The organism is Agromyces zhanjiangensis (genome assembly GCF_040496055.1).
GTDB lineage: Bacteria > Actinomycetota > Actinomycetes > Actinomycetales > Microbacteriaceae > Agromyces > Agromyces zhanjiangensis.
Genome location: NZ_JBEPKB010000004.1, coordinates 75114 through 101081 on the forward strand (window position 1 = coordinate 75114; position 25968 = coordinate 101081).

Consider the following 25968-nt stretch of genomic DNA (forward strand, 5'->3'; position numbering starts at 1 on the left):
CGGTCTCGGTTCAGCTGCGAGAGCGCGAGCACCGGCACCTGGAGCTCCTTGGCGAGGAGCTTCAGCGCCCGCGAGAACTCCGACACCTCCTGCTGGCGGCTCTCGACGCGCTTGCCGCTCGTCATGAGCTGCAGGTAGTCGATGACCACCATCTTGAGGCCCACGCGCTGCTTGAGCCGCCGGCACTTCGCGCGGATCTCGACGAGCGTCATGTTGGGGGAGTCGTCGATGTAGAGCGGCGCGTCGTTGATGCGGCCGCGCGTCGAGGCGATGGTCGTCCAGTCGCGCGTGTCCACGGTGCCCTTGCGCATGTTCTGCAGGGGCACGGAGGCCTCGGCCGAGAGCAGTCGCATGGCGATCTCGCTGCGCCCCATCTCGAGCGAGAAGAAGATCGTGGGCAGGTCGTGCGTGATCGCCGCAGACCGCGCGAAGTCGAGCGCCAGCGTCGACTTGCCCATCGCGGGACGCGCGGCGACGATGATCATCTGCCCCGGGTGGAAGCCGTTCGTGAGGTCGTCGAGGTCGGCGAACCCGGTCCGCGGCATCTCCGCCTGGCTCAACACCCCCGGCGGCGAGTCGATCGACCTCGACGACCTGCGCGGCCGCGTCGTCCTCGTCGACTTCTGGGCCTACTCGTGCATCAACTGCCAGCGCTCCATCCCGCACGTCGTCGCGTGGGACGAGGCGTACCGCGACGCCGGGCTCACCGTCATCGGAGTCCACTCGCCCGAGTACGCCTTCGAGAAGGAGGCCCGGAACGTCGCGGCGGGCGCCGACGCGTTCGGGATCGAGTACCCGGTCGCTCTCGACTACTCGCTCTCGACGTGGACGAACTACCGCAACCGCTACTGGCCGGCGCACTACCTCATCGACGCCGACGGCACCGTCCGGCACGTCGCCTTCGGCGAAGGACACTACGACCGCACCGAGCGCCTGATCCGCGAGCTGCTGCGCTCGGCCGACCCGGCCGTCGCGCTGCCCGAGCCGACGGATGTCGCCGACGAGACGCCGGACGCCGGCGCGCTCACCGCCGAGACGTTCCTCGGCACCACCAAGCAGGTGACCTTCGCCGGCGACGAGCCCTACCGTCGATCGACGAGCACGTTCGCGCTGCCCGAGGCGCAGCCGGCGGACTCGTTCGCGCTCGAGGGGGAGTGGTCGCTCGAGACCCAGTCGATCGCGCCCGTCGCCGACGGCGCCATCCGGCTGCGGTACACGGCCGCGGAGGTCCGCATGGTGCTCTCGGGCACCGGCACGATCGTGGTGCACGAGGGCGGAGGGACCCGACGGATCGACGTCGGCGGCGTGCCGCGCTCGTACGTCGTGCACGACGGATCGGACGTCGGTGACGGCGAGCTCGTCGTCGAGGTCCCCACCGGAGTGACGGCGTACTCGTTCACGTTCGGGTGAGGAGCACGGCCTTCAGCGTCTCCGCCTTCCATGCGTGCAGCGGGCCGGCGGGGACTCCGCTGTCCATCACCTTCACCCAGGTCTCGGGCGAAACGGTCATCCACAGGAATCGGGCGAGCTCATCCCTCGGTCGATCTGTCCGCAGCCATCCTCGGCGAGCCAGGACGTCGAGCACCCACTGCTGGCTCTCGTAGCGGAACTCCTCCTGATGACGCCAGTGCTCGGCGACGATGGGATCGATGGCCGCGGCCTCGAGCATGAGCCGGACCATGCCGGTCGCCTGCATCGCGACGTCGAGGTCGTGCTCGACGAACCGATCGATGACCTCCTCACCGCTCGTGGCGGCGTCCATCTGGGAACTGACCGCCTCGAGATCGTGCATGGCGGGCGGAACACGCCGCTTCAACGACTCGAGGAGCAGGGTCGCCTTGTCGCCGAAGAGGTTGTAGATCGTCCCCTCGGCCACGCCCGCCGCACGGGCCACATCGCGGACGGTCGTCTTCGCGTACCCCTCCTCGAGGAACAGCACCCCTGCCGCGTCGGCGATGTGCGCGCGGCCGGCTTCCTTCTGCAGTTCGCGCAAGCTCGGCCTCGATGCGCGCTCGTTTGCCATGAGCCCATGGTACTTGCTGTAGTGATACTTCAATATTTCTTCATCACTTGCTAAATTGAGTCATCGTCAACTAATGGAGTGATGATCATGCAACGGACGTACAGCATGCTCGGTTATCTCCTCGCGACGCTGGTCGTCCTGCAAGCGGGAGCGATCGCCTGGTTCGTCTCGGGGATGTTCCGATGGATCAACGACGGGGCGTACCTCGATGCGGCCGTGCTCGCCGAACGCGGAGACCCGCATTTCCCCGAGGAGCTCGGGATCGCCGCGCATTCGCTCAACGGGATCATCGTCATCCCAGCCGTCGGGCTCGCGCTGCTCATCGTGTCGTTCTTCACGCGCGATCGAGTGGCGATGATCCTCGCCGGCGTCGTCCTCGCACTCATCGTGCTGCAGACCCAGCTCGGGTTCTGGGGGCCGGAGCTTCCAGCCGCCGGACTCGTCCACGGGATGAACGCGCTTGCGATCCTCCTGGTCGCCACGCTCGCCGCGGTGCGCATGGGCCGGCGGATCAAGCTGCAGCGCCGTGAGTCGGCCGCGCAGGATGCCGACGCGACGCCGGTCTCCGGATAAGCGATGGCCGCGTCCTCGCGAAGGAACCGGTGGCTGCGACGCATCGCCCTGCTCGCGATCCTGATCGCGATCGCTCCGTTGGCGTGGTCCTGGTGGGCGAGCCTTCGCGCCGACACCGTGTCGGCGATGGAGATGGGCTACCCCGACCCCGGCGGCGGGCCGCCCCTCGCGGAGGGTCACCACGATACGGGGGCGAGCGTGACGACCCTCGCCGAAGGCACGACGCGCGAACCGGACGTCGAGGTCACCCTCGTCGCGCGCGCCGAGACGTACGCACTGCCGAGCGGCCGGCGCATCGATGCGTACACGCTCAACGGGACCACACCGGGTCCGACCATACGCATGCGGGTCGGTGAACTCCTCCAGGTCACGCTCGTGAACGAGTCAGTCCCGCGTGGTGCAACCTTGCACTGGCACGGCATCGACGTGCCCAACGCCGCCGACGGCGTCGCGGGGATCACGCAGGACGCCGTCCGCCCGGGCGAGTCGTACACGTACCGATTCATCTCGCACCAGGCTGGCACCTTCTGGTACCACTCGCATCAGGTCTCCCACGAGCAGGTGCGGCGCGGGCTCTTCGGCGCGATCATCATCGAGCCCGCTGCACCCGACACCACGCCGGACGTCATTGCGATCGCCCACATCTACAACGGCGTGCGCACCGTCAACGGGCACGACGGCGATGCCGTCGTGCCCGTCGACGGCGCGTCGAGCGTCCGGGCGCGCGTCGTGAACACCGACAGCGGCCCACTCACGATCTGGACGGGCGCCCCGTACCAGATCCTCGCCATCGACGGGAACGAGATCAACGGACCGATGGCGATCGATGGAGAGGCGCTCGTGCTCGCCGCCGGCGGGCGCGCCGACCTGTCGATCACGCCGACAGCTGGAGGCGTCCGCGTCCACCTCGGAGGGCCGTTCGGGCTCGTCCTCGGAGACCGGGCGCCGGCAGCGGTCCGCGTGCCGGTCGGACGGGTGGACCTGCTGGGCTACGGAACCCCGGCCGCCGTCGACCCCGCGCTCCTCGCCGCTCCCGACCGGGAGTTCCGATACATCATCGATCGCAGGCTCGCATACTCGGACGGTCGTCCGGGGATGTGGTGGACCATCAACGGCGGCATCTATCCGGACGTCCCCATCTTCGTCGTCTCGGAGGGCGATCTCGTCCGCGTCACCATCGAGAATCGCTCGAGCGAGGTCCATCCGATGCACCTGCATGGCCATCACGTCCTCGTGCTGAGCCGGAACGGCGTGCCGGCCCACGGAGCGCCATGGTGGACGGACAGCCTCGACGTCCAACCCGGCGAGGCCTACGAGGTCGTCTTCACCGCGGACAACCCGGGCATCTGGATGGACCACTGCCACAATCTGCAGCACGCCGCCGACGGGCTCATCACCCACCTCATGTACACCGGCGTGCGAACGCCCTTCCTGCTCGGCGGAGGACACGGGAACGAACCAGAGTGACCGATGGCGGATGCCGACGCCCGTGCGCCATCCGTCCCGAAGACGCCACGGGCACCTGGGGAAGGGGAAGATCATGCGACAGGTCGGCTGGATCATGGTGCTCGTGGTCGCGGCGATCCAACTGCTTGCGGGCGCCGCACAGCTGGTGGGCGACACCGGAGCGACGTTCTCAGCGGACACCGGAGTGCCCTGGGCGGAACTCGAGCGCGCCTACCCGACGGTCGCGACCCAGTGGGAGATGGCGGACTCCTCCAACCTCTCCGGGACCGTCGCGGTCGGCGCGTTCGCGGTCCTCGTCTGCGTCTTCGGCCTGCGGACCGGGCAGCGGTGGGCGTGGTTCGCGATGTGGATCGTGCCGCTCTACATGCTGCCCGGGATACTCGGGCTCTTCTCGACCGACAACCAGCAGGCGTTCGGCTGGTTCGGTCTCGGGCTCGTCGCCCTGGCGGTCGTCGGCCTCGCGCTGTCGATTCCCGCGGTGTTCGCGAAGCCATCGAGCGCGAGCGCGGCCGTTTGACGCGCCGCCGAGGACGAGGGGCGGAAGCAGTTCTGATCCGATGGCTGTCGTCCACGATCGTCCTCCCACTCTGGTCGCGCGGCAGATCGCGCGTACCGTCGTTCGCATGGGGAAGCTCATCGAGAACCTCGCGGAATCGGTCCCCTCGTGGGGCGCACGCGTCGCCTACGGCGACAAGACGAGCATCGACGGCCAGGAGGCCGTGCCCGTCGCATTCGTCGTGTTCGGCTTCGGCGGCGGTGAGGGCTCGGGCGAGATGCCCGAGGCCGGCAGGGCCGTCGCAGGCCACGGTGAAGGCAGCGGCGGCGGTGGTGGCGGGTTCTCCGTGCCCATCGGCGCGTACATCAACGGTCCGGACGGCCTGCGCTTCCGGGCGAACACGATCGCCCTCGCCGTTGCGGCGGTGCCGCTCGTCACGGCGATCGGCGGCGCGCTCGCGCTGATCGTCGGCGCGGCGCGGTTCCGCGGCATGCGCTGAGATCGCGCGTCGCTACCAAGGCCAGGCGCCGCCCCAGAAGTAGACCGCGTACAGGAAGTAGACGAAGCATGCGCCGGCGATCAGGGCGAACACCGTCGACACCGTGCTCCAGGCGCCGCGGATCGCCGCGACGACGAAGCTCGCGGTGAGGCTCGCCCACATCGCCGCGTGCGCCAGCGCTGACGTGCGCTGGCGTGTCAGCTCGCCGACGTCGAAGCCCACCCGATCGCCCGGGGCGATGTAGAGCACGGTCGCGAGGAGTGCCACCGCGGCCGCCACCGAGAACAGGACGCGCGCCGCCGTCTTCCGGCGGCCGGTCGCCTCCGAGGGCGTTCCGTCGGGCTTCAGCTGCATCTTGGGCATCGTCGCCGCCTTTCCGGCCGCAGGCACGGGCCACCGCGCCCGTTCGCGCGATCAGCATGGCAGCACCCGGAACCGACGGCCGATCGACACACCGCGATCGCGTCCGGGCGCCGACCGGACCGGTGCGCGCGGCCCGTCGGGGACGGGCCGCGCGCGGTGGGGGCAGCCGGGTTAGACCTGGACCATGTCGGCGAACCGCGAGAAGTGCCCGTGGAACGCCACGGTCACGGTGCGCGTCGGGCCGTTGCGGTGCTTTGCGACGATGAGGTCGGCCTCGCCCGCGCGCGGACTGTCGCGCTCGTAGGCCGATTCGCGGTGGAGCAGGACCACCATGTCGGCGTCCTGCTCGATCGAGCCCGACTCGCGGAGGTCGGAGAGCGCCGGCATCTTGTCCGCGCGCTGCTCGGGGCCACGGTTGAGCTGCGACAGTGCGAGCACCGGCACCTGGAGCTCCTTGGCGAGGAGCTTCAGCGCCCGCGAGAACTCCGACACCTCCTGCTGGCGGCTCTCGACGCGCTTGCCGCTCGTCATGAGCTGCAGGTAGTCGATGACCACCATCTTGAGGCCCACGCGCTGCTTGAGCCGCCGGCACTTCGCGCGGATCTCGACGAGCGTCATGTTGGGGGAGTCGTCGATGTAGAGCGGCGCGTCGTTGATGCGGCCGCGCGTCGAGGCGATGGTCGTCCAGTCGCGCGTGTCCACGGTGCCCTTGCGCATGTTCTGCAGGGGCACGGAGGCCTCGGCCGAGAGCAGTCGCATGGCGATCTCGCTGCGCCCCATCTCGAGCGAGAAGAAGATCGTGGGCAGGTCGTGCGTGATCGCCGCAGACCTCGCGAAGTCGAGCGCCAGCGTCGACTTGCCCATCGCGGGACGCGCGGCGACGATGATCATCTGCCCCGGGTGGAAGCCGTTGGTGAGGTCGTCGAGGTCGGCGAACCCGGTCGGCACGCCGGTCATCTTTCCGTCGGTGTGCTTCGCGGCCTCGATCTCGTCGATCGCGGTGCCGATCGCGTCGGTCAGCGGGACGTAGTCCTCGCTCTCGACCGAGCCCGTGACCGAGTAGATCTCGGCCTGGGCGTTGTTCACGAGCTCGACGACCTCGCCCTCGCCCGCGTAGCCCATCTGCACGATGCGCGTGCCCGCCTCGACGAGGCGACGCAGCAGCGCCCGCTCGGCGACGATCGAGGCGTAGTAGCCGGCGTTCGCGGCGGTCGGCACGAGGCTCGTGAGCGTGTGGAGGTACTCGACGCCGCCGGCCCGCTGCAGTTCGCCGGTCTTCGTCAGCTCATCGGTGACCGCGATGACGTCGGTCGGCTCGCCGTGCGAGTACAGCGAGAGGATGGCGTTGAAGACGACCTCGTGCTTCGGCACGTAGAAGTCGATGCCGCGGAGCGTCTCGATGACGTCGGCCACCGCGTCCTTCGACAGCATCATGCCGCCGAGCGCGCTCTGCTCCGCGAGCAGGTCGTGCGGCGGAGTGCGCTCGCCACGGCGGGCCTCGGACTCGTCGACGGGTTCGGCGATCCCGATGTGCGCGATCGACAATTCCTACCTCCGCTCGCCCGCAGGGCACCATCCATTGCCCCGCGACCAGTCTCGCCGGACCCCCCGACACCTCGTCGAACGGCGTTGGCGGGGCCCGTTCACGGCGTCATTCCGAAGGAGACTGACTCACCATAAGGAAGGGGTTCCCACAGCACAAGCCGACCTGTGGATAACTCTGTGGAGGACGTGGGCGAAACGCCGCAGAACATGTGCACAGGCCCTGTGGAGAACTGTGGAAATCTTGTGAATGACATCGACTGAATTCGCCTCTGATCTGGGTTTTCTAGAATCCACACCTGTGGGGGGAAAATTCTTCCGTTTTCCAACGGCGTGATCGACCCACCTGTGTACAAACCTGAGGACAGCACCCCAAAGTGCGGACTTGCGGCCACCCTCGCAGCGGGTGTATTGCATCCCTCGGCACCCCCGAACACGACGACGCGGCGGGGGCCTCAGCCCACCGCCGCGTCGTCGTGTGCGTCGGAAGCGATTACTTCGCCGCGACCACCTGGAGGGTGATCGTCGCGGTGACCTCGTCGCGCAGCTTGACGGTGACCTCGTGGTCGCCGACCGACTTCACCGGAGCGGTGAACTCGACCTTGCGCTTGTCGATCTCACCGAGGCCGGCGTCGGCGACAGCCGACGCGACGTCCGCGGGCTTGACCGAGCCGAAGAGGCGGCCGCCGAGGCCGGCCTTGACGGCCAGCTTGACCTTGGTCGACTCGAGCTTGGCCTTGAGGGCCTGCGCGTCCTCGAGGGAGTGCAGCTCGCGCGCAGCGCGCGCGGCCTTGATCTGGTCGACCTGCTTCTGGCCGCCACGGGTCCACGGGGTCGCGAAGCCCTGGGGGACGAGGTAGTTGCGGGCGTACCCGTTCTTGACCTCGACCACGTCGCCGGGCTCACCGAGACCGGAGACCTCGTGCGTGAGGATGATCTTTGCCATTTCCGTGCTCCTTAGCGGCCGGAGCCCGAGTAGGGCAGGAGCGCCATCTCGCGCGCGTTCTTCACGGCGCGGGCGATGAGGCGCTGCTCCTGCACGGAGACACCGGTGATGCGACGGGCGCGGATCTTGCCGCGCTCCGAGATGAACTTCCGAAGGGTCGCGACATCCTTGTAGTCGATGACGCCGACCTTGACGGACTTCGCGGGGGCGGCGTTCTTCGCGCCCTTGCCGCCGCGAGGCTTGCGGCGGTCGCCGCTGCTCTTTCCAGCCATGGTTCTTTCCTGTCGTGTGTGAGTTTCTGGTGCGAGCGGATGCCGCGTGGCATCCGTCGCCGGCCTGACGGCCTAGAAGGGCGTCTCGTCGCCGTAGTTGGTGCCCGGGGTGTTCCAGACGTCGCCGCCGCCCGAGGACTGGGCGGGAGCGCTCGGCGCCCACGCGTCGTCCGACGACTGCTGGCCGCCCCCGTAGGAGCCGCCTCCGCTGCCGACGCCGCGGTTGGACTGGGCGCGCGTCACGGACGCGGTGGCGTAGCGCAGGCTCGGGCCGATCTCGTCGACCTCGAGCTCGATGGAGGTGCGCTTCTCGCCCTCCTTCGTCTCGTAGGAGCGCTGCTTGAGACGTCCGGAAGCGATGACCCGGGTTCCCTTGGTGAGCGACCCCGCGACGTGCTCGGCGAATTCACGCCAGCAGCTCGCACGGAGGAAGAGGGCCTCGCCGTCCTTCCACTCGTTCGCCTGACGGTCGAACGTGCGGGGCGTCGACGCGATCGTGAAGTTCGCGACAGCCAGCCCGCTCTGCGTGTAGCGCAGCTCGGGGTCGGCGGTGAGGTTGCCCACCACGGTGATGACGGTCTCGCCGGCCATGGGGACTAGGCGTCCTTCTTGGCGGGGGCCTTCGCGGCGGCGGCGGCGGCCTTCTTGGCGGCCTTCGCCTCCTCGGCCTTCTTCACGGCGGCGACCTGGGCGATCGCCTCCTCGGCACGGAGCACCTTGGTTCGCATGACGGCCTCGCTGAGGTTCAGCTGGCGGTCGAGCTCGTTGGTGGTCGCGGACTCGGCGGTGAAGTCGACGACGGCGTAGATGCCCTCGGACTTCTTGTCGATCTCGTACGCCAGGCGACGCTTGCCCCAGATGTCGACGTTGTCGACGGTGCCGCCGTCCTTGCGGATGACGTTGAGGAACTTGTCGAGGCTGGGAGCAACGGTGCGCTCGTCGATCGACGGATCGAGGATGACCATCAGCTCGTACTGGTGCATGACAGACCCACCTCCTTCGGACTCAGCGGTCACAGACGGTCTGTGACAGGAGGGTGTACATGCGTCGTACTGCGGAGGCCCGGACTCGGGCACGCAGACAACCTTGACATCGTAACGGATGCCGCCTCCAAGCGCCATTCGCATCAGCCCAGCCTCCCCGCCCGCCCGTCTGCGCCCGCTCGGCGCCTCCCCGCTCCGCGCCCCTCCGCCCGCCGCGTGCCCCTCCGCCCGTCGCGTGCCCCGCGCAGCGGGGGTCCTTTCGCGACATCCGCCCGCCGCGCACCGGCACGATTCGTCGCGATATGACCCCGGGAGTTCACGCGGATCGCGCCGGACGGAGGACGGGGAGTCCCGCATCGAGCAGGAGGGCGCGGAGTCGCGCCGGCGAACGCGCGACGGACCAGTCCCACCGCACCTCGGAGCGTCGGTACCGACTCCGGATCCGGTCCGACCGCTTCTTCTCGTCGAGGATGACGCGTTCGATCGTGCGGCCCGAACGATATGCCGGGTCGAGGTACTTGAGGTCTCCGTCGAACTCGCCGAACAGAGCGAACTCCGGCCAGTCGAAGTCGGTTCGATCGATCCCGCCGTCGAGGCGGGGGAACACGGCTTGCAGGGCCGGGTTCGGGAAGCCGAGCAGGTGCATCTGGGCCCGGCTGAGGGATTCCCCCACGGACTCGGCTCGGCCGTCGGCGAATGCGATCGCGTCCGCCGCGGCGGACGAACCCACCCGGCGGTGGCGCCCGAGGACCTCGACGAGTGCGCTGCGGTCGACCGGGAACTCGGCTCCGACACGGCCGTTGAGCGCCGCGTCCAACGCCGTCACCGCGCCGAGGAAGTCGCGCGAGCATGCCAGATCGATCAACGTCTGCGTCAGCCCGGTGACCAGGTGACCTCCGATCTCCACGACCTCGTCGGGCTCGAACGGCGTGCGACGCCAGCGCACGCCGTTCCTCGAGCGCGGCGTGGTCCCGCGGGAATCGGCGAGGTCCACCACATCCGGCAGCCGGCCCAGGTGCGGGATGCCCCAGATCGCGGCCGCTGCCTCGTGGGTCAGGACGACGCGGTGCCTCCTGGTGTTCACGACGGCCCCGACCCGCATCAGGTATCGGCTCAGGTCGGAGGCCCTCTGCCACTCGACGCGCCCGGTGACGACGCCCGCGCGGATGCTCCGAAGGTGCCCCGATGCGACGTCACGTTGGAGCGTCCGCCCACTGGTGACTCCATGGCCGGACGATCGGACGAATCCGAGTGGGAGTCTGCGCACGGAAGGGAGCCTGTCCGCTCGCGCCCCGACCGACCCCGACATCTCACGATCTGGGCGTGGCTCGCCGCCGTTCTCGCCCGTGGAGGGCGGGTGCGCAGTTCCAAGGGGGTCGTTTCGCGCCGGCTCGAGGACATGGCTCCCGCGATCGTGGCGCGAGATGACCCCGAGGAGCTCAGGGAGCGGGGGCGCAGGCGACGCAGTGGCACGGCGGCGCGAGCACGGGTTCAGGCGTCGTCGCGCGCGGCCCACCAGGCGAGCAGGCGCTCGCGCGCGGCAGCCTCGCCGATCGGGCCCTCGTCGAGCCGCACCTCGATCAGGTGCTTGTAGGCCTCGCCCACCACCGGACCCGGGCGGATGCCGAGGATCTCCATGATCTGCTGGCCGTCGAGCTCAGGCCGCACCGCCGCGAGCTCCTCCTCCTCCGCGAGGCGGGCGACGCGCTCCTCGAGGTCGTCGTACGCGAACCCGAGGCGATCGGCCTTGCGACGGTTGCGGGTCGTGACATCCGCCCGCGTCAGGATGTGGAGCCGCTCGAGCTGGTCGCCCGCGTCGCGCACGTACCGGCGCACCGCCGAGTCGGACCACGCGCCATCCGTGTACCCGAAGAAGCGCAGGTGCAGCTCGATGAGCCGCGACACGGCCTTGATGGTGTCGTTGTCGAACCGCAGCGCACGCAGGCGCTTCTTCGCGAGCTTCGCGCCGACCATGTCGTGGTGGTGGAACGAGACCGCACCGCCCGGTTCGAGCCGCCTCGTCGCGGGCTTGCCGATGTCGTGCAGCAGCGCGGCCAGGCGCACCACGAGGTCGGGGGAGTCGAGCACCCCTCGCGAGACCTCGTAGTCGACGGCCTGGTCGAGCACGGTCAGGCTGTGCTCGTAGACGTCCTTGTGGTGGTGGTGCTCGTCGACCTCGAGCCGGAGCGCCGGGACCTCGGGCAGCACGCGGGCCGCGAGCCCGGTGTCGACGAGCAGGCGGATGCCGCGGCTCGCCGCTCCCGTGCACAGCAGCTTCGACAGCTCGTCGCGCACGCGCTCGGCGGAGATGCGGTCGATCTCGGGCGCGAGCGCGGCCATCGCGGCGAGGGTGCCCGGTTCGACCTCGAACCCGAGCTGGGCCGCGAAGCGCGCGGCGCGCATCATCCGCAGCGGGTCGTCGCCGAACGAGACCTCGGGCTCGGCGGGCGTCCGGAGCACCTGCGCGATGAGGTCCTCGACGCCGCCCGAGGGGTCGACGAGCGTGCGCTGCGGCAGGCGCAGCGCGAGCGCGTTCACGGTGAAGTCGCGGCGGACGAGGTCGTCCTCGAGCGATGACCCGAAGACCACCTCGGGCTTGCGCGAGGCGCCGTCGTACGCGTCGGCGCGGTAGGTCGTGATCTCGACCGTGTGCCCCTGCACGATCGCGCCGATCGTCCCGAACGCTCGGCCGATGTCCCAGTGCGCCTCGGCGACGGGCTTCACGACGGCGAGGATCTCGTCGGGCGTGGCATCCGTGGTGAAGTCGAGGTCGTTGGTCGACCGGCCGAGGAAGGCGTCGCGGACCGGTCCGCCGACGAGGGCGAGTTCGAAGCCGGCCGCCTGGAAGGCGTCGGCGAGCGTGGCGACCGTCGGCGAGGCCGCCAGACCCGCGAGCCGGTCGAGGGCCTCCGCGACACTCTGCATTGCTCCATGTTAGGCAGGACCCCGCGGGCGGCGCCTCGTCGCCGCCCGCGCACACCCCGCTCCCGCCCCACGACCTCACGGGTCGGTCCCCGTAGAATCGCCTCCATGCCGGCCGAGTCGACCCCTCCTCGACGCCTGCGCCGACTCCTCGCCTCGCTGTCCGCGGGGGCCGCGACCGTGGCCCTCGGGGTCGCCGGCGCGGTCGCGCCGTTCGATGGCACGACGGGCGCCGCGGCCGCCCATGCGGCCGAACCCGAGAGCGGAGTCCGCGTGAGCGTCGCGCCCGCCGACGGCGCCGCCGTGACCGCCGGCTCGTCGTTCGACGTGATCGTCGAGATCGTGAACGGGGGCGACGCCCCCATCGAGGCCGGCACCCTCTCCCTCGGTGTCGCCGCCTCGGGGATCGACGACGACGCCGACCTCGACGCATGGACGAGCGACGGCGGGCTGCCGTCCTCCGCGCGGACCGTGCTCGAGCGCGAGACCGCGGCGCTTCCCGTGGGCGCCGTCACGACCGTCGAGTTCACCCTGCCCGCGAGCGCGACGGACGCGGGGGACCCGGCGGTGGGGCTCGCCGCGTCGCTCGAATCGGGTGGGGCGGATGTCGCGGGCGACACCACCGCCGTGGCGAACGCCCGGGTGACCGACGACGATCGTCCCGCGCTCGCGCTCGCGTACCCGCTCACGGTACCGGTGAACGAGGGCGGGCTCCTGCCCGCGGACCGCCTCGAGTCCTGGACCGGCCCGACCGGTCTCCTGACGCGCCAGCTCGAGGCCGTCGCCGGAGCCGGCGTGGCGGTGGGCATCGACCCCAGGATCCCCGTCTCGATCCGCGCGCTCGGATCGTCGGCGCCGGAGTCGGCCGTGGCCTGGCTCGAGGCGCTCGCGGAGATGCCCAACGAGGTGTTCCCGCTCGCGTACGCCGACGCCGACCTCGCCGCCCAGTCGCAGGCGGGTCTCGAAGCCCCGCTCGAACCGCTCGGCTTCGGCGACGTCGTGGATCCCGCCGACTTCGCCGCGGTCCAGGGGCCCGCCGGCGCGACGACCGCACCCGGGGAGGCACCGACGGATGCGGAACTGCTCGATTGGGATTTCACCCGGACCGACCTCGCCTGGCCTGCCGACGACACCGTGGCATCCGGCGACCTCGACCGCTTCGCCGCCGGCGGGTTGACGACGGCGATCCTGGCACCCGGGAACGTCGAGTCGGCCGGCGGAGACGCGAACGCCGCGGCCACGATCGACGGCCGGGGCGCCGTGGTCGCCGACGCGCGCCTGCAGAACCCGCTCCGGCTCGCCGCGGCCGCCCAGACCGACGCCGAGTGGCGCAGCGCCGCGGCGAGCCTGCTCGCCGAGCTGGCGGTCGGACCCGGCGACGCGTCCACCACCCTCGTCGGCACGTTCGCTCGATCGGCCGGAGCCGACGCGGATCGAGTCGCCGCGACCCTCGCCGTGCTGGACGGTTCGAGCTGGTCGCGTCCGGCCACCCTCGCCGAGGCCGTCGGGGCGCCGCCGGTCCCGCGCGCGCTCGTGTCGCTCCCCGAGGACGCCCAGCGCATCGACAACGTCGATCGCCTGCTCCGCGCGGAGGCGGCGGTCGCGGTGTTCTCGGACGTGCTCGACGACCCGACCCTCCTGACCGCGCCGACCCGCCGCGACCTGCTCGAGCTCCTGTCGGTCGGCTGGCTGGACACGCCGACCGAATGGAGCGAGGCGGTCGGCCGGTGGCTGATCGACCAGCGGGCGATCACCGACTCGGTCTCGGTGGTGCCGACGAGCAGCGTGCTCGTGGTGGCGAGCGAGACCGGCATCCCGATCACGATCGAGAACGACCTGCCGTTCGCCGTCGACGTCGTCGTCGCGGTCGACCCGTCGAACGGCCGGCTGCTCGTCGAGGAACCGGTCGAGGCCACCGTCGAGGGCGAGAGCCGCCGGACGGTGCAGGTGCCCGTCGCGGCGGGCGTCGGCAGCGGCGAGGTGAACCTCGAGGTCTCCATCACCTCGCCCGACGGCACGCCGCTCGGCTCGGTCGTCCGGATCCCAGCGAACGTCCACGCCGACTGGGAGGGCGTCGGCGCGACCATCCTGGCCGTGCTCGCGGTCGTGGTCTTCGGCGCCGGAATCCTGCGCACGATCCTGCGCCGTCGACGCGAGCGCGCAGCCGCGACGTCCGAGGCCGCGCACGACTCCGGAACCGAGCCCGCACCCGAGTCCGACTCCCAACCCGAAGCCGAACCCGCACGACCGGAGGACCCCACGCATGGCTGACGACCGCATCGCCCGGGCGAGCCTGTTCCTCGCTTCGGGCACGATCGTGTCGCGCATCCTCGGGTTCCTCAAGGCGATCGTCCTCGCCGCGACGATCGGCGTCGTGGGCTCGGCGAGCGCCGACGCGTTCGCAGTGGCGAACGGCCTCCCCAACACCGTCTACGTGATCGTCGCGGGGGGCGTGCTCTCGGCGGTGCTCGTGCCGCAGATCGTGCGCGCCGCATCGCACGCCGACGGGGGGAGCGCCTACATCAACAAGCTGGTCACCCTGGCGCTCGTGGTGATCGGTGCGGCGACGGTGGTCGCCACGGCGCTCGCGCCGGCGCTTGCCTGGCTCTACGGCGGCGGGTTCGCACCCGACACCCTCGCGCTCGCGACCGCGTTCGCGTTCTGGTGCCTGCCGCAGATCTTCTTCTACGGCCTCTACACGCTGCTCGGCGAGGTGCTGAACGCCCGCCGCAGCTTCGGCCCGTTCACCTGGGTCCCGGTGCTGAACAACGTGGTCGCGCTCATCGGGCTCGTGGTGTTCGGCCTGCTCTTCGGGTTCGACCCCGCCGGCACCCGCTCCGCCTCCGACTGGACGCCGGGCATGATCGCCCTGCTCGCCGGCTCGGCGACCCTGGGCATCGCCGCGCAGGCGCTCGTGCTGTTCTGGTTCTGGCGTCGGATCGGCCTGCGCTACCGCCCGGACTTCCAGTGGCGCGGCGTCGGACTGCGCTCGGCCGGGCGCATGGCGGGCTGGACGTTCGGGATGCTCCTGCTCACGACCTTCGCCGGCATCGTGCAGACGCGGGTCGTCAGCACGGCGTCCGAGCAGGGCGCCTCGGTCGCGGCGATCGAGAACGCCTGGCTGATCTTCATGCTCCCGCACTCGGTGATCACGGTCTCGATCGCGACCGCCTACTTCACGCGGATGAGCGAGCACGCCCGGGACGGCATGCTCGACCGGGTCCGCGCCGACCTCTCGGGCGCGGTTCGTGCGGTCGGCCTCATCCTCATGCTCGCCTCGGCCGTGCTCGTCGTGGTCGCGTACCCGTTCGCCGCGGTGTTCCAGCCGGGCAACTTCGCGAACGCGTCGGCGCTCGGCAACGTGATCATCGCCTTCGCGGTGGGGCTCGTCGGATTCAGCATCCTCTTCGTCGTGCAGCGCACGTTCTACGCGCTCGGCGACACGAGGACCCCGTTCATGTTCACCCTCGTCCAGGTGGTGGTGTTCACCCTGGCCGCCCTGGCGTGCCTCCTGCTCCCCGTGGAGTGGATCGCCGTGGGCGTCGCCCTGTCGACCACGATCGCGGGCACCATCCAACTGGGCCTCGCCGTGCTCCTGCTCCGGCCCAAGCTCGAGCGACTCGACGCGAGGCGTGTGCTCACGAGCCTCGCGCGCGACTTCGCCGCGGTCATCGTCCCCGTGATCGCCGGCGTGGCCATCGTGCAGGCGTTCGGCGGGTTCGCCCCCGGCGGGTTCGCGATCGCGGACCGCTGGGGTGCGATCCTCGTGATGGCGATCACCGGCACGGCCATGGCCGTGCTCTACGGCGGCATCCTCTGGCTGCTGCGCTCGCCCGAGCTGCGCGGCTTCGCCGAGCCCGTGGTGGCCCGCCTGAGGCGTCGATGACGGCGGATGACGCGGGGACGCGAGCCCCGGCCATCCGCTCCGCCGCGCGCAGCCTGTGACCCGCCCGTGAGCGCCATCGGGCCCGGAATAGGCGCCGCCTAGACTGTGTTCACCATGTCGTGGCATCCGGAACGTAGGATGCCGCAGGCATCGCACGGAACGACAGGAGCGGGTTTGCGCGACATCATCATCATCGGGTCTGGTCCGGCGGGCTTCACCGCCGCCATCTACGCAGCCCGCGCCGAGCTGAAGCCGCTGCTGATCGCCAGTTCCGTCGAGATCGGCGGCGAGCTCATGAACACCACCGAGGTCGAGAACTTCCCGGGCTTCCCCGAGGGGATCATGGGACCCGACCTGATGGGCAAGATGCAGGCCCAGGCGGAGCGCTTCGGCACCGAGGTCGTCTACGACGATGTCGTCGAGCTCGACGTCGAGGGTCCGGTCAAGCGCGTGAAGCTCGGCAACGGGGGCGAGCACGAGGCGAAGTCGATCATCTTCGCAACGGGCTCGGCCTACCGCAAGCTCGGCCTGCCCGAAGAGGAGCGCCTCTCGGGCCACGGGCTGTCGTGGTGCGCCACGTGCGACGGTTTCTTCTTCCGCGAGAAGACGATCGCGGTGGTGGGCGGCGGCGACTCGGCCATGGAGGAGGCGACCTTCCTCACGCGATTCGCCGACAAGGTCTATGTGATCCACCGCCGCGACCAGCTCAAGGCGTCGAAGATCATGCAGCAGCGCGCGTTCGACAACCCCAAGATCGAGTTCGTGTGGAACGCCGCCGTCGATGCCATCCACGGCGACACCGCCGTAACCGGTGTCACGTTGCGCGACACCGTCTCGGGCGACGTCAGCGCGCTCGACCTCGACGGCCTGTTCGTCGCGATCGGCAACGACCCCCGCACGCACCTCGTGCACGGCAAGCTCGACCTGACCGCCGAGGGCACCATCGCCGTCGACGGCCGCTCGTCGCGCACGTCGGTCCCCGGCGTGTTCGCGGCCGGCGACGTGATCGACCCGACCTACCGCCAGGCCGTCACCGCGGCCGGATCCGGCACGGTCGCGGCACTCGACGCCGAGCACTACCTCGCGGCCCTCGAGGACACCGACGGCGAGCCGGCTGCGGCCGCCGCCGAGGCCGCCGAGGTCGATGAGCTCGTCGCCGTCGACCTCGCCGACGCCGCCCGCTGACGCTCTTCCGGATCGGATGCCGGCATCGACATATGCCGGCGGATGCTCCGGTCATCGCTTCCACCAAAGGAGATATCCATGACTGCACGTGCAGTGTCCGAGGCCACCTTCGACCAGGAGGTGCTGCAGAACGACAAGGCCGTCCTCGTCGACTTCTGGGCCGAGTGGTGCGGTCCGTGTCGCGCGGTGAGCCCGATCCTCGACCAGATCGCGACCGAGCACTCCGACAAGCTCGACATCGTCAAGCTCAACGTCGACGAGAACCCGGGCCTCGCCATGAAGTACCAGATCACCGCGATCCCCGCGATGAAGGTCTTCAAGGGCGGCGAGGTCGTCCGCACGGTCATCGGCGCCAAGCCGAAGCCGATCCTCGAGCAGGACCTCGCCGAGTTCATCGGCTGATCCCGACGCATCCGACGTCACGAAGGGCTGCAACCGCACCGAGCGGTTGCAGCCCTTCGTCGTCATCGCCGCCCGAACACCCCACCGTCGCGCGGACCGTCACCGCGGCCCGGATCGGTTCGCGTCACGCAGCGGCATCCGGTTCAGCGGGCTCGGGCCGGCTGGCTAGCATGGAATGCCTGAGCAGAACGGAACCAGCAGTGACCTCTGACGGAGTGCCCCAACGGGCCGGCAACAACCTCGATCCGTGGTACGCGAACTACGCCGACCGAGCCGCCGGCTTCGCCGCCTCCGAGGTGCGCGCGCTGTTCGCCGTCGCCTCGCGCCCCGAGGTCGTCTCCCTCGCGGGAGGCATGCCATACGTGTCCGCACTCCCGCAGGAGCTCATCACCTCGGCGTTCGAGCGGACGATGCGCGAGCAGGGCCCGGTGGCGCTCCAGTACGGCTCCGGCCAGGGCGTCCCGTCGCTGCGCGAGCACATCCTCGAGGTCATGTCCCTGGAGGGCATCCGCGCGTCGGTCGACAACGTCGTGACCTCGACCGGGTCGCAGCAGGCGCTCGACTTCGTCGCGAAGCTCTTCCTCGACCCGGGCGACGTCGTGCTCGCCGAAGCGCCCTCCTACGTCGGCGCGATGGGCGTCTTCCGGTCCTACCAGGCCTCCGTGGTGCACGTCGCCATGGACGACGACGGCCTCATCCCCGAGGCGCTGCGCGAGACCATCGCCCACCTGCGCGGCCAGGGCCGTCGGATCAAGTTCCTCTACACGATCCCGAACTTCCACAACCCCGCCGGTGTCACGCTCTCGGCCGCGCGCCGGCCCGAGATCCTCGAGATCTGCCGGGCCAACGAGATCCTCGTGCTCGAGGACAACCCGTACGGCCTCCTGCACTTCGACCAGCCCGCGCCCGACGCGCTGCGATCGATGGATCCAGAGGGCGTGATCTACCTCGGGTCCTTCTCGAAGACGCTCGCGCCCGGCTTCCGCGTCGGGTGGGCGCTCGCGCCCCACGCCATCCGTGAGAAGCTCATCCTCGCCGCCGAGTCGGCGATCCTCTCGCCGTCCTCGTTCAGCCAGCTCGTCGTGTCGGAGTACCTCTCGCAGGCGGACTGGCGCGGACAGATCGACGCGTTCCGCGGCGTCTACCGCGAACGGAAGGACGCGATGATCGAGGCACTGGGGGAGTACCTGCCCCAGCTCTCGTGGACGAACCCGAACGGCGGGTTCTACGTGTGGGTGACGCTGCCCGACGTGCTCGACTCGAAGCAGATGCTCCCGCGCGCCGTCCGCGAGCTCGTCGCCTATACGCCGGGCACCGCATTCTTCGCCGACGGTCGAGGTCGGCACGCGATGCGACTCTCGTTCTGCTATCCGACCCCCGACGCCATCCGCCTCGGCATCCGCCGCCTGGCGACGGTCGTGAACGGCGAGCTCGACCTGCTCGACACCTTCGCCGGCACCGGAACGCTCCAAGTCCCCGATCGGCCCGGCATCGAGCTGGCCCCGCCCACCGACCTCAAGTAGTGGAGAACCCCTGATCATGAGCGATTCCACCGGCCTTTCCGTCGTCGTGCTCGCCGGGGGCATCTCGCACGAGCGCGATGTCTCGCTCCGCTCCGGGCGGCGCGTGGCCGACGCGCTCACCGAGGCCGGCCACCGTGTCGAACTTCGCGATCCCGACTTCGGACTGCTGCCGTACCTCGCCGAGCACCGACCCGACGTGGTCTTCCCCGCGCTGCACGGCTCGAGCGGCGAGGACGGCACCCTCCTCGAACTGCTCGCGGCGCTGCGGATCCCCACCGTCGGCTCGACGGGCGCCGCCGCGCGTCGGGCATGGTCGAAGCCGGTCGCCAGTTCGCTCATCGCGGCCGCCGGCGGTTCGGTGCCCGAGTCGATCGTCCTCTCGCACGAGGCCTTCCGCGAACTCGGTGCGGCGAGCGTGCTCAGGGTGGTGCGCGAGGCGCTGCCCGGAGACCTCGTGGTCAAGCCCGGATCAGGCGGCTCGGCACAGGGCGTGACGATCGTCGAGGCGCCCGCCGACCTGCCGCGCGCGATGGTCGACGCGTTCACGTACGCCGACGTCGCGGTGGTCGAGCGACGCGTCATCGGCACCGAACTCGCGGTGGCGATCGTCGAGACGGATGGCGCCCCGCGTGCACTCACCGCGGTCGAGATCGTCCCGTCGGCCGGCGTCTACTCGTTCCAGGCACGCTACAACGCGGGGGAGACCACCTTCTTCTCGCCCTGCCGCCTCTCCGAGGAGGACGTCGAGCGAGCGACGGCCGCGGCCCTGTCCGCTCATCGCACGCTCGGCCTCCGCGACCTCTCGCGGGTCGACCTCATCGTCGACGACGAGGGCACGCCGTGGTTCCTCGAGGCGAACGTGCTCCCCGGCCTCACCGAGACCTCGCTCGTACCCCTCGCCATCGAGGCGTCCGACACGGATGCGGCGACCGTCTACGACGGGTTGGTCCGCACGGCCGCACACCGCGGAGCCTGACGCGCCGCTGCGGTCCCGGCCGCTCGGAACGGGCGCGGGCCGCTCAGAGCCCGTCGAGGTTCTCGCCGAGCTCCGACAGGATGCGACGAAGGTCCTGAACGGTCGCGAAATCGATGTTGATCTGGCCTTTCCGAGCGCCGAGCGAGATCTTCACGCGCGTGTCGAGCCGATCACCGAGTCGCGTCGACAGGTCGTCGAGGAACTCCTGGCGCTTGCCTGCCGCGGGCTTCAGGCGCGCCGGCTTCGGCGACGACGCCGCGATCGCCTCGGCGGCGCGCACGGAGAGGTCCTCGTTGACGATCTTGTCTGCGAGGCGCTGCATCGCCTCCGGGTCGCCTGCGGCGAGGATCGCCCTCGCGTGGCCGGCGCTCAGGACTCCCGCTGCGACGCGCACCTGGACCGGCTCGGGCAGCTTCAGCAGCCGGAGCGTGTTCGAGATCTGCGGCCGGGATCGCCCGATCCTCGATGCAAGCTCCTCCTGCGTGATCCCGAAGTCGGCGAGCAACTGCTGGTAGGCGGATGCCTCCTCGAGCGGGTTCAGCTGCGAGCGATGGAGGTTCTCGAGGAGTGCGTCGCGGAGCATCGCCTCGTTCGCCGTGTCCTTGACGACCGCGGGGATCGAGTCGAGGCCGGCGGCCTTGGTCGCGCGAAGTCGACGCTCGCCCATGACGAGCTCGTACTTGCCGGGCTGATCGGGGTGGGGGCGGACCACGATCGGCTGAAGGACGCCGAACTCGCGGACCGAGTGGACGAGCTCCTCGAGATCCTCGGGATCGAACACCGATCGCGGCTGCTGCGCGTTCGGAACGATGTCGTCAGGGTCGAGCCTGGCGAGGTGAGCGCCGGGGACCGTGACGAGGTTGGCCTCGACCGCGTTCTCGACCGCGGCGACCGCGGTCGTCGGCTTCTCACCGTCGGGGAAGAACACGTCGACGGGACGGCTGACCTTCGGCGCCGCATCCTCGTTGGTCGGAATCAGTGCGCCGATCCCGCGGCCGAGACCGGTGCGCTTGGTCGCCATCAGTGTGACTCCTTCTGTTCTGACACGCTCTGCGCCCCACGCCATGCGATCTCCGCCGCCGCCTCCCGATAGGAGAGGGAACCGGTCGACGCGAAGTCGTAGCTGATCACGCTCTGGCCGTAGCTCGGAGCCTCGGAGACCCGGACGGAACGGGGGATGATGGTGTCGAGCGTCTGCGTGGGGAAGTGGTCCCGGACCTCCTGCGCCACCTGCTGGGCGAGATTCGTCCGCGAGTCGTACATCGTCAGGAGGATGGTCGTCAGGCGCAGCTCGGGATTCAGGTGGCGCTCGATGAGCTCGATGTTGCTCAGCAGCTGCGACAGGCCCTCCAGCGCGTAGTACTCGCACTGGATGGGGATGAGCACCTCTCGCGCAGCTACGAACGCGTTGATCGTGAGCAGTCCGAGCGACGGCGGGCAGTCGATGAACACGTAGTCGTAAGGGCGCTCCATGGCTGCGAGGTGCGCATCGAGTGCACGGCGGAGCCGCTGCTCGCGGGCGACCAGCGAGACCAGTTCGATCTCGGCTCCGGCGAGGTGGATCGTCGCGGGCACGCAATCCAGGTTGTCGTGCTCGGTCGAGGGCTGCACGACCTCGGCGATCGGGAGATCGGCGACGAGCACCTCGTACACGCTCTGCAGGTCGGAGCGGTGGTCCACTCCCAGTGCCGTCGACGCGTTGCCCTGCGGGTCGAGGTCGACGACGAGGACGTGGGCCCCCGCTCGCGCGAGCGCGGCCGCGAGGTTCACCGCCGACGTCGTCTTCCCGACGCCGCCCTTCTGGTTCGAGATCGTGAAGATGCGCGTGGCCCCGGGAAGCGGCAGCACGGCCTGGTCGAGCGCGAGGCGGCGTCGGGTCTCGTCGGCAAGCTGATCGGCCAGGGGAGTTCCTCCGTATGATTCTGGTGTTTCACGTGAAACCGACCCGTGTGGCCCGGCCACGACGGCGTGACTCGTCGCTGCGGCATAGGGGTGGGCTGCCGGCTCTGCACGTTCGGCGTCTACCGCTTCAGCCTCCGCTGGAGGCTCCTCACCCGCCCCGACAGCATACGGCTCCGGGGGAGCGGATGCCGCGTCGATCGTCGGTCCTGGAACGTCCTCGGTGGCCGCGACCTCGGCGGCAGGATCGATCTCATCCTGCGTCGCGCCGGACTCCTCGTCCGGGAAGACGTCCGCGCCGGCACCAGGGGCATCCGGAGCATCCGGTGCCGGCGGCGTTGGACCGCTCGCCTCGCTCGCAGGGACCTGCGGGCTCGCAGCCTGCGGTCGCGGCTGGTGAAGGCTCGAGACAGTCTCGGCCGTCGCGTCCCCGACGATCTCGCGGATGATGTCCTCGAGCAGCTTGTCGGGGTCGCTGTGGGGGAGCGGTTGATTGGCCGGCCCCTGCGAGGGCGTTGCTTCGTCGGTGAGCGCGGCTGCCGTCGCCGCATCCCAGTCGTAGCGTGCCGTCGCCCGCGGTGCGTTCGCGCGCCCTGTGTCGGGCGACGATGAATCCGTCCGCGCCGTCGCGTCTCTGCTCGCGGTGGTCGACGCCTCCGCGGCCGGGCGGGCATCGTGTCCGGCCTCGCCGGCCGGGCGTGCGTCGGTCGGCGTCGGAACGGCGTGGCGGGCGTCGGTCGGTGCACGCCACGACTCCTCCGGCGGCGCCCAGCGGCGGTCGGGGTCGTCGTCAGCACTCGCTGCGCCAGTCGGCGCGACCGGAGCTGGAACTGTGCCGGGCATCGCCGGTTGCGCCGCACGGGGCATCGGGCGCGGTACGCCTCCATCGTCCGCCGCCGGACGCAGGAGGGAGTCGAAGTCGGGCCGCCCGGTCTCGATCGCCTGCCGCCTCGCAGCCTCGGCCGCTGCCTCGGCGCGCTGCTCCGCCTCGTACGCCTCGATCCTCGTGAGTTCCGGTTCGCGCGAGCCGGTCGTCGGCTGGACGGCATCGGACTGCGGCTTCCTTCGCTGGAACCAGCCGCGCCCACCGTTCGCCATGCCGTACTCCTGACCCATCCGAGATCGCGTCGATGCCCTGCGATCGCCCCGAGCCCCAAGCCTAATCGCCGCGGCGGACACCGACGCAGCGGCTTCGCCGAGGATCCACGATCTCGTCGTCACCATGCCGGAGTTCGACTCCAACCGACCGTTTCACGTGAAACGCAGAGGCATGACACAGCGCCTGGACACGCATCGGCTCTCAGGGACGGCGCAGGCGTGTGTACGTGGACGTGCCACCCTGGTTTGCTGGGGAAGGCCCGGGTGACACGCTCGCCCGTTGACCGGGTCGGCGGATCCGGCGAACCGGCGCACCGTGCGAGGAGCCCCGACGCCGAGTTCGAAAGGGTGCTCCGAGAGTCGGCCCGTCGGCCGTTCGTCGCGCTGTCGAGACGCGGCCCGGCTGCTCACGCCGTTTCACGTGGAACGCGGCGGCGGGCACACGGGTCGGTGGGAATTCGCTCGGGTCGGACATGGATGCGCCCCTGAAGCCGGGCGGCGACCGGAGAAGCCGGGGCAGTTCGTGCGCGCTCGGTCGTGCCTGGATCTCCGTATACCCGGCGAGGTGCGCCTCCTGGTCACGTTGGCCATGAGGTCCGTGAGTGATCATGCCGGTGGACGCGTCGTCGGATTCGTCACGTTCCGCCTATTCCGCCGCGCCGCGACATGTCGCGCGAACAGCCTGGAGCACCTTCCGGAGGAGGGGGAGCGCTCGAGTGGACCCGGTGACCCTGCTCCCATGCCATCCGATCCTGTGCGCATGGCGGAGAGGTGCTCACTGCGCACCCCAACGGCAGCCCACGTCTGGGGAGAATGCATACGCTCGCGGACAGTCAGAGTCGCCCATACCCCGTGTTCGCACGCGCGGCGATGTCCGCGTCGCACTCGCGATTCCGGTTCCAGCCGGCGAAGGCGCGACCGAGTCACCCGCGGCATGGGCATGGGGTACTGCGCATGTGCCGCCGTTTCACGTGAAACGTGACGCCACGAGCGTCGCGGCTTCGATCGGTTGCTCCGAGTGCATGGATCCGCTCATGCACGACTCCGTCGTGCATCTCGCGCGACCGACGACGTTCACGCCTGCATGATGGCACGGCGTGGAATCCCGAGTGAGGAGCCGAAGGGTGAGTAGTCCGGGTGATGGACCGGGCCGGTGGGGATTGAGTGACGGAGAAGACAGACAGCGACACAGAGAGGAGGGAGACAGAGGAGGGAGACACAGAGGAGGGAGACAGGTAGGAGAGACCAGAGAAGCGGAGGAGGAGGAGGAGGAAGGCGAAGAAGAGGTAGCGGAGGAGAAGACGGGTCCAACGAAGCGAAGGGGGCGAGGGAGACAGGGACGATGGGACGACGGACATGAAGGACGCAGAGGAAGCGGACGGGAAGCGGACGGAAGTCCGTCGGGTTCGTGAGGACGACGGTGTGCAGTCGTCGACGGACGCATCGACGTAGTCGACGTACCGCGGAGTGGAGAGCTGAACGAGCCCCTGGCCTGCCTGATCATGTCTCGACGGTGACCCGGTGTGTTTCACGTGAAACACTTCGAGCCCGCTTTGGACGCATTGATTCCCCGTCAGGCCGGGTTCCGGTGGTCACGGTTCGCGAGGTCACGGCGTCGGAGATGTGGTGCCTCTCCTCACGATGCCGTTGTGTGCGCACTTCGATCCGATGGATCGCGGGGCGACACCCCGGCACTTCGTCTGCACCTTCGTCCCAACCGCCCCGGCCGAGCACTGCGATCGGGAACATGGCACGTGCCGGCGCGCACCGTCCGAGGAGATCGGCCCGCCGCCGAAAGACGACGCATCCGCCCGTTTCACGTGAAACGGGCGGGCGACGCGATCAGGCGGTGGGGCCGTAGTCTGCGGTGATCGTTGCCGCAGAGGGGTCCAGCAAGACGACCCCACCGTGCGGAAGGATCCATTGAGGTCGGGTGTGACCGAATGGTGGGCCGATGCAGACGACCGCGTCCGGGTTGTAGTGCGCGAAGACTGCGAGGATCGCATCGCGCTGTGCCGCGCGATACGCGATCCGATCCACATCCACGGGCATCACGTCCAGGGAGCTCGCTGGAGGGCGGGCGGCGATCACGCCCGCGACGGGTGCCAGCAGGCCGCGCTCGCCCATCGCACGCAGGATGCGGGTCACCCAGTCCGCCGGCGGCAGGAGTTCGCTCGTCTCGATCAGCAAGATCGACTCTTCGAGCACGTCCGGCTCGAATGGGAACCGCCCGGCGACGAGCAATTGGTCGATGACCTCGAGGCATCCGCCCCACGTCGAGCCGGACACTGCAGTGTTCGCTCCGCCCCAGGTCCACGGCTCGGTGGGCTCACGCTTCCCGAACTCCGACAACGACCTCGGATCGGTCCACGGCACGCCGAAGTCCTCCGACTCGCCCGGATCGACCACGTCGAGCCTCCCGCCGTCCATCAGCGCGGCACGAAGAGACCGCGCATGGATGTCGTCGATGCCGGCACCTGCTCCGAGGTGGACCTGCGTACTGCCGCCGTAGAAGCTCGCGATCCCGTTGGACCAGAGCCAGTTGTGCAGGTTGGTGTTGTCGCTGTACCCGATGAACGGCTTCGGATCGTCGCGCACCGCGGCCGCGTCCAGGTGGGGGATGACCAGGATCTGGTCGTCCCCTCCGATGGTGGCGAGGACGGCGCGCATGGACGGGTCGGTGAACGCCGCCATCAGGTCCGCGGCACGGTCGGTCGCACTCGCATCGGGACGACCGGTCGTCGGGTACTCCACCGGCACGAGTCCGGTCAGCGCCTCGAGTCGCCGCATCGCCTGCTCGTGGATCGCAGGGAAGTGCGCCGGGGCCGCCCACGCCGGCGAGAGCACGGCGACCCGGTCACCCGGCCGGGCCTTCGGCGGCTGGACCAACTGGTGCGCGGCCATGCCGTGATC

At 70.0% G+C, this 25968-nt stretch carries 23 protein-coding genes and 1 pseudogene; 11 read left to right on the top strand and 13 right to left on the bottom strand.

The window, feature by feature from the left end; translation table 11 throughout:
* Nucleotides 1-5 precede the first annotated feature (5 nt).
* Nucleotides 6-536: pseudogene (locus ABME02_RS09445) on the bottom strand (DnaB-like helicase C-terminal domain-containing protein); the annotation flags it as partial.
* Here ABME02_RS09445 and ABME02_RS09450 point away from each other — a divergent pair.
* Nucleotides 478-1410, top strand: coding sequence for a redoxin domain-containing protein (locus tag ABME02_RS09450; protein ID WP_353815046.1), 933 nt, complete (start codon nt 478-480; stop codon nt 1408-1410). The pseudogene ABME02_RS09445 and the gene ABME02_RS09450 overlap by 59 nt on opposite strands.
* Here the strand turns inward: ABME02_RS09450 and ABME02_RS09455 are convergent.
* On the bottom strand, nt 1397-2023 hold the full coding sequence (locus ABME02_RS09455) for a TetR/AcrR family transcriptional regulator (protein WP_353815047.1): 627 nt from the start codon (nt 2021-2023) through the stop codon (nt 1397-1399). The genes ABME02_RS09450 and ABME02_RS09455 overlap by 14 nt on opposite strands.
* An 87-nt stretch (nt 2024-2110) precedes the next feature.
* Between ABME02_RS09455 and ABME02_RS09460 the strand changes: the two genes are divergently transcribed.
* The 4 genes from ABME02_RS09460 to ABME02_RS09475 all read left to right on the top strand — a co-directional run bounded on the left by ABME02_RS09460 (nt 2111) and on the right by ABME02_RS09475 (nt 5058).
* Entirely contained in the window at nt 2111-2596 is a 486-nt protein-coding gene (locus ABME02_RS09460) for a hypothetical protein (protein WP_353815048.1), read from the top strand.
* A 3-nt stretch (nt 2597-2599) separates the two neighbouring features.
* Nucleotides 2600-4063, top strand: a complete 1464-nt coding sequence (locus ABME02_RS09465; RefSeq protein ID WP_353815049.1) for a multicopper oxidase family protein — start codon at nt 2600-2602, stop codon at nt 4061-4063.
* 73 nt (nt 4064-4136) lie between these two features.
* Nucleotides 4137-4580 carry a hypothetical protein gene (locus ABME02_RS09470; protein WP_353815050.1) on the top strand — a complete coding sequence of 148 codons (444 nt, stop codon included), beginning with the start codon at nt 4137-4139 and terminating at the stop codon, nt 4578-4580.
* A gap of 106 nt (nt 4581-4686) precedes the next feature.
* Nucleotides 4687-5058, top strand: a complete 372-nt coding sequence (locus tag ABME02_RS09475; protein ID WP_353815051.1) for a hypothetical protein — start codon at nt 4687-4689, stop codon at nt 5056-5058.
* A 12-nt stretch (nt 5059-5070) separates the two neighbouring features.
* On the opposite strand, the gene ABME02_RS09480 is transcribed toward ABME02_RS09475, so the two are convergent.
* The 8 genes from ABME02_RS09480 to ABME02_RS09515 form a co-directional block, all read right to left on the bottom strand.
* Nucleotides 5071-5421: a hypothetical protein gene (locus ABME02_RS09480; protein ID WP_353815052.1), complete on the bottom strand. Its 351-nt coding sequence runs from the start codon at nt 5419-5421 to the stop codon at nt 5071-5073.
* 171 nt (nt 5422-5592) lie between these two features.
* The gene (gene dnaB / locus ABME02_RS09485; RefSeq protein WP_353815053.1) at nt 5593-6966 is read right to left on the bottom strand and encodes a replicative DNA helicase; all 1374 of its coding nucleotides are present in this window, start codon (nt 6964-6966) and stop codon (nt 5593-5595) included.
* A 490-nt stretch (nt 6967-7456) separates the two neighbouring features.
* Nucleotides 7457-7909 (bottom strand): 50S ribosomal protein L9, encoded by a 453-nt coding sequence (gene rplI / locus ABME02_RS09490; RefSeq protein WP_353815054.1) that lies wholly within the window; start codon nt 7907-7909, stop codon nt 7457-7459.
* 11 nt (nt 7910-7920) lie between these two features.
* A complete protein-coding gene (gene rpsR, locus ABME02_RS09495) occupies nt 7921-8181 on the bottom strand; it encodes a 30S ribosomal protein S18 (RefSeq protein WP_067947514.1) in 261 nt (86 codons plus the stop codon).
* Between the two features lie 72 nt (nt 8182-8253).
* Nucleotides 8254-8772 carry a single-stranded DNA-binding protein gene (locus ABME02_RS09500; RefSeq protein ID WP_353815055.1) on the bottom strand — a complete coding sequence of 173 codons (519 nt, stop codon included), beginning with the start codon at nt 8770-8772 and terminating at the stop codon, nt 8254-8256.
* 5 nt (nt 8773-8777) lie between these two features.
* Complete coding sequence (rpsF, locus tag ABME02_RS09505) at nt 8778-9164, bottom strand: 30S ribosomal protein S6 (protein WP_353815056.1); 387 nt, start codon at nt 9162-9164, stop codon at nt 8778-8780.
* Between the two features lie 316 nt (nt 9165-9480).
* A complete protein-coding gene (locus tag ABME02_RS09510; protein ID WP_353815057.1) occupies nt 9481-10248 on the bottom strand; it encodes a hypothetical protein in 768 nt (255 codons plus the stop codon).
* 407 nt (nt 10249-10655) lie between these two features.
* Nucleotides 10656-12089 (bottom strand): CCA tRNA nucleotidyltransferase, encoded by a 1434-nt coding sequence (locus ABME02_RS09515; RefSeq protein WP_353815058.1) that lies wholly within the window; start codon nt 12087-12089, stop codon nt 10656-10658.
* 105 nt (nt 12090-12194) lie between these two features.
* On the opposite strand from ABME02_RS09515, the gene ABME02_RS09520 reads away from it, so the two are divergent.
* From ABME02_RS09520 to ABME02_RS09545, 6 genes are all read left to right on the top strand, one after another.
* Nucleotides 12195-14357: a DUF6049 family protein gene (locus ABME02_RS09520; RefSeq protein WP_353815059.1), complete on the top strand. Its 2163-nt coding sequence runs from the start codon at nt 12195-12197 to the stop codon at nt 14355-14357.
* Nucleotides 14350-15972, top strand: coding sequence for a murein biosynthesis integral membrane protein MurJ (gene murJ, locus ABME02_RS09525; protein ID WP_353815060.1), 1623 nt, complete (start codon nt 14350-14352; stop codon nt 15970-15972). Before ABME02_RS09520 ends, murJ begins: the two co-directional genes overlap by 8 nt.
* 174 nt (nt 15973-16146) lie before the next feature.
* Complete coding sequence (gene trxB, locus ABME02_RS09530; RefSeq protein ID WP_353815061.1) at nt 16147-17157, top strand: thioredoxin-disulfide reductase; 1011 nt, start codon at nt 16147-16149, stop codon at nt 17155-17157.
* A gap of 78 nt (nt 17158-17235) precedes the next feature.
* Nucleotides 17236-17559 carry a thioredoxin gene (gene trxA / locus ABME02_RS09535; RefSeq protein ID WP_129233079.1) on the top strand — a complete coding sequence of 108 codons (324 nt, stop codon included), beginning with the start codon at nt 17236-17238 and terminating at the stop codon, nt 17557-17559.
* A 200-nt stretch (nt 17560-17759) separates the two neighbouring features.
* On the top strand, nt 17760-19082 hold the full coding sequence (locus tag ABME02_RS09540) for an aminotransferase-like domain-containing protein (RefSeq protein WP_353815062.1): 1323 nt from the start codon (nt 17760-17762) through the stop codon (nt 19080-19082).
* Between the two features lie 16 nt (nt 19083-19098).
* Nucleotides 19099-20058 carry a D-alanine--D-alanine ligase family protein gene (locus tag ABME02_RS09545; RefSeq protein WP_353815063.1) on the top strand — a complete coding sequence of 320 codons (960 nt, stop codon included), beginning with the start codon at nt 19099-19101 and terminating at the stop codon, nt 20056-20058.
* A 43-nt stretch (nt 20059-20101) separates the two neighbouring features.
* Here the strand turns inward: ABME02_RS09545 and ABME02_RS09550 are convergent, their stop codons facing one another.
* The 3 genes from ABME02_RS09550 to ABME02_RS09560 form a co-directional block, all read right to left on the bottom strand.
* A complete protein-coding gene (locus ABME02_RS09550) occupies nt 20102-21079 on the bottom strand; it encodes a ParB/RepB/Spo0J family partition protein (protein ID WP_353815064.1) in 978 nt (325 codons plus the stop codon).
* Nucleotides 21079-22020 carry a ParA family protein gene (locus ABME02_RS09555; RefSeq protein ID WP_353815325.1) on the bottom strand — a complete coding sequence of 314 codons (942 nt, stop codon included), beginning with the start codon at nt 22018-22020 and terminating at the stop codon, nt 21079-21081. The genes ABME02_RS09550 and ABME02_RS09555 overlap by 1 nt, the downstream gene beginning before the upstream one ends.
* 2877 nt (nt 22021-24897) lie before the next feature.
* Entirely contained in the window at nt 24898-25959 is a 1062-nt protein-coding gene (locus ABME02_RS09560) for a S66 family peptidase (RefSeq protein ID WP_353815065.1), read from the bottom strand.
* Nucleotides 25960-25968: the final 9 nt, after the last annotated feature.

Bases quoted from the DNA above. Each gene is read 5' to 3' on its own strand.
- rplI (WP_353815054.1), bottom strand. From the start codon at position 7,909: ATGGCAAAGATCATCCTCACGCACGAGGTCTCCGGTCTCGGTGAGCCC.
- ABME02_RS09500 (WP_353815055.1), bottom strand. From the start codon at position 8,772: ATGGCCGGCGAGACCGTCATCACCGTGGTGGGCAACCTCACCGCCGAC.
- ABME02_RS09560 (WP_353815065.1), bottom strand. From the start codon at position 25,959: ATGGCCGCGCACCAGTTGGTCCAGCCGCCGAAGGCCCGGCCGGGTGAC.
- ABME02_RS09470 (WP_353815050.1), top strand. From the start codon at position 4,137: ATGCGACAGGTCGGCTGGATCATGGTGCTCGTGGTCGCGGCGATCCAA.
- ABME02_RS09545 (WP_353815063.1), top strand. From the start codon at position 19,099: ATGAGCGATTCCACCGGCCTTTCCGTCGTCGTGCTCGCCGGGGGCATC.
- ABME02_RS09520 (WP_353815059.1), top strand. From the start codon at position 12,195: ATGCCGGCCGAGTCGACCCCTCCTCGACGCCTGCGCCGACTCCTCGCC.
- ABME02_RS09460 (WP_353815048.1), top strand. From the start codon at position 2,111: ATGCAACGGACGTACAGCATGCTCGGTTATCTCCTCGCGACGCTGGTC.
- ABME02_RS09480 (WP_353815052.1), bottom strand. From the start codon at position 5,421: ATGCCCAAGATGCAGCTGAAGCCCGACGGAACGCCCTCGGAGGCGACC.
- murJ (WP_353815060.1), top strand. From the start codon at position 14,350: ATGGCTGACGACCGCATCGCCCGGGCGAGCCTGTTCCTCGCTTCGGGC.
- ABME02_RS09455 (WP_353815047.1), bottom strand. From the start codon at position 2,023: ATGGCAAACGAGCGCGCATCGAGGCCGAGCTTGCGCGAACTGCAGAAG.
- ABME02_RS09475 (WP_353815051.1), top strand. From the start codon at position 4,687: ATGGGGAAGCTCATCGAGAACCTCGCGGAATCGGTCCCCTCGTGGGGC.
- trxA (WP_129233079.1), top strand. From the start codon at position 17,236: ATGACTGCACGTGCAGTGTCCGAGGCCACCTTCGACCAGGAGGTGCTG.
- ABME02_RS09550 (WP_353815064.1), bottom strand. From the start codon at position 21,079: ATGGCGACCAAGCGCACCGGTCTCGGCCGCGGGATCGGCGCACTGATT.
- ABME02_RS09465 (WP_353815049.1), top strand. From the start codon at position 2,600: ATGGCCGCGTCCTCGCGAAGGAACCGGTGGCTGCGACGCATCGCCCTG.
- ABME02_RS09450 (WP_353815046.1), top strand. From the start codon at position 478: ATGATCATCTGCCCCGGGTGGAAGCCGTTCGTGAGGTCGTCGAGGTCG.
- rpsF (WP_353815056.1), bottom strand. From the start codon at position 9,164: ATGCACCAGTACGAGCTGATGGTCATCCTCGATCCGTCGATCGACGAG.
- ABME02_RS09515 (WP_353815058.1), bottom strand. From the start codon at position 12,089: ATGCAGAGTGTCGCGGAGGCCCTCGACCGGCTCGCGGGTCTGGCGGCC.
- rpsR (WP_067947514.1), bottom strand. From the start codon at position 8,181: ATGGCTGGAAAGAGCAGCGGCGACCGCCGCAAGCCTCGCGGCGGCAAG.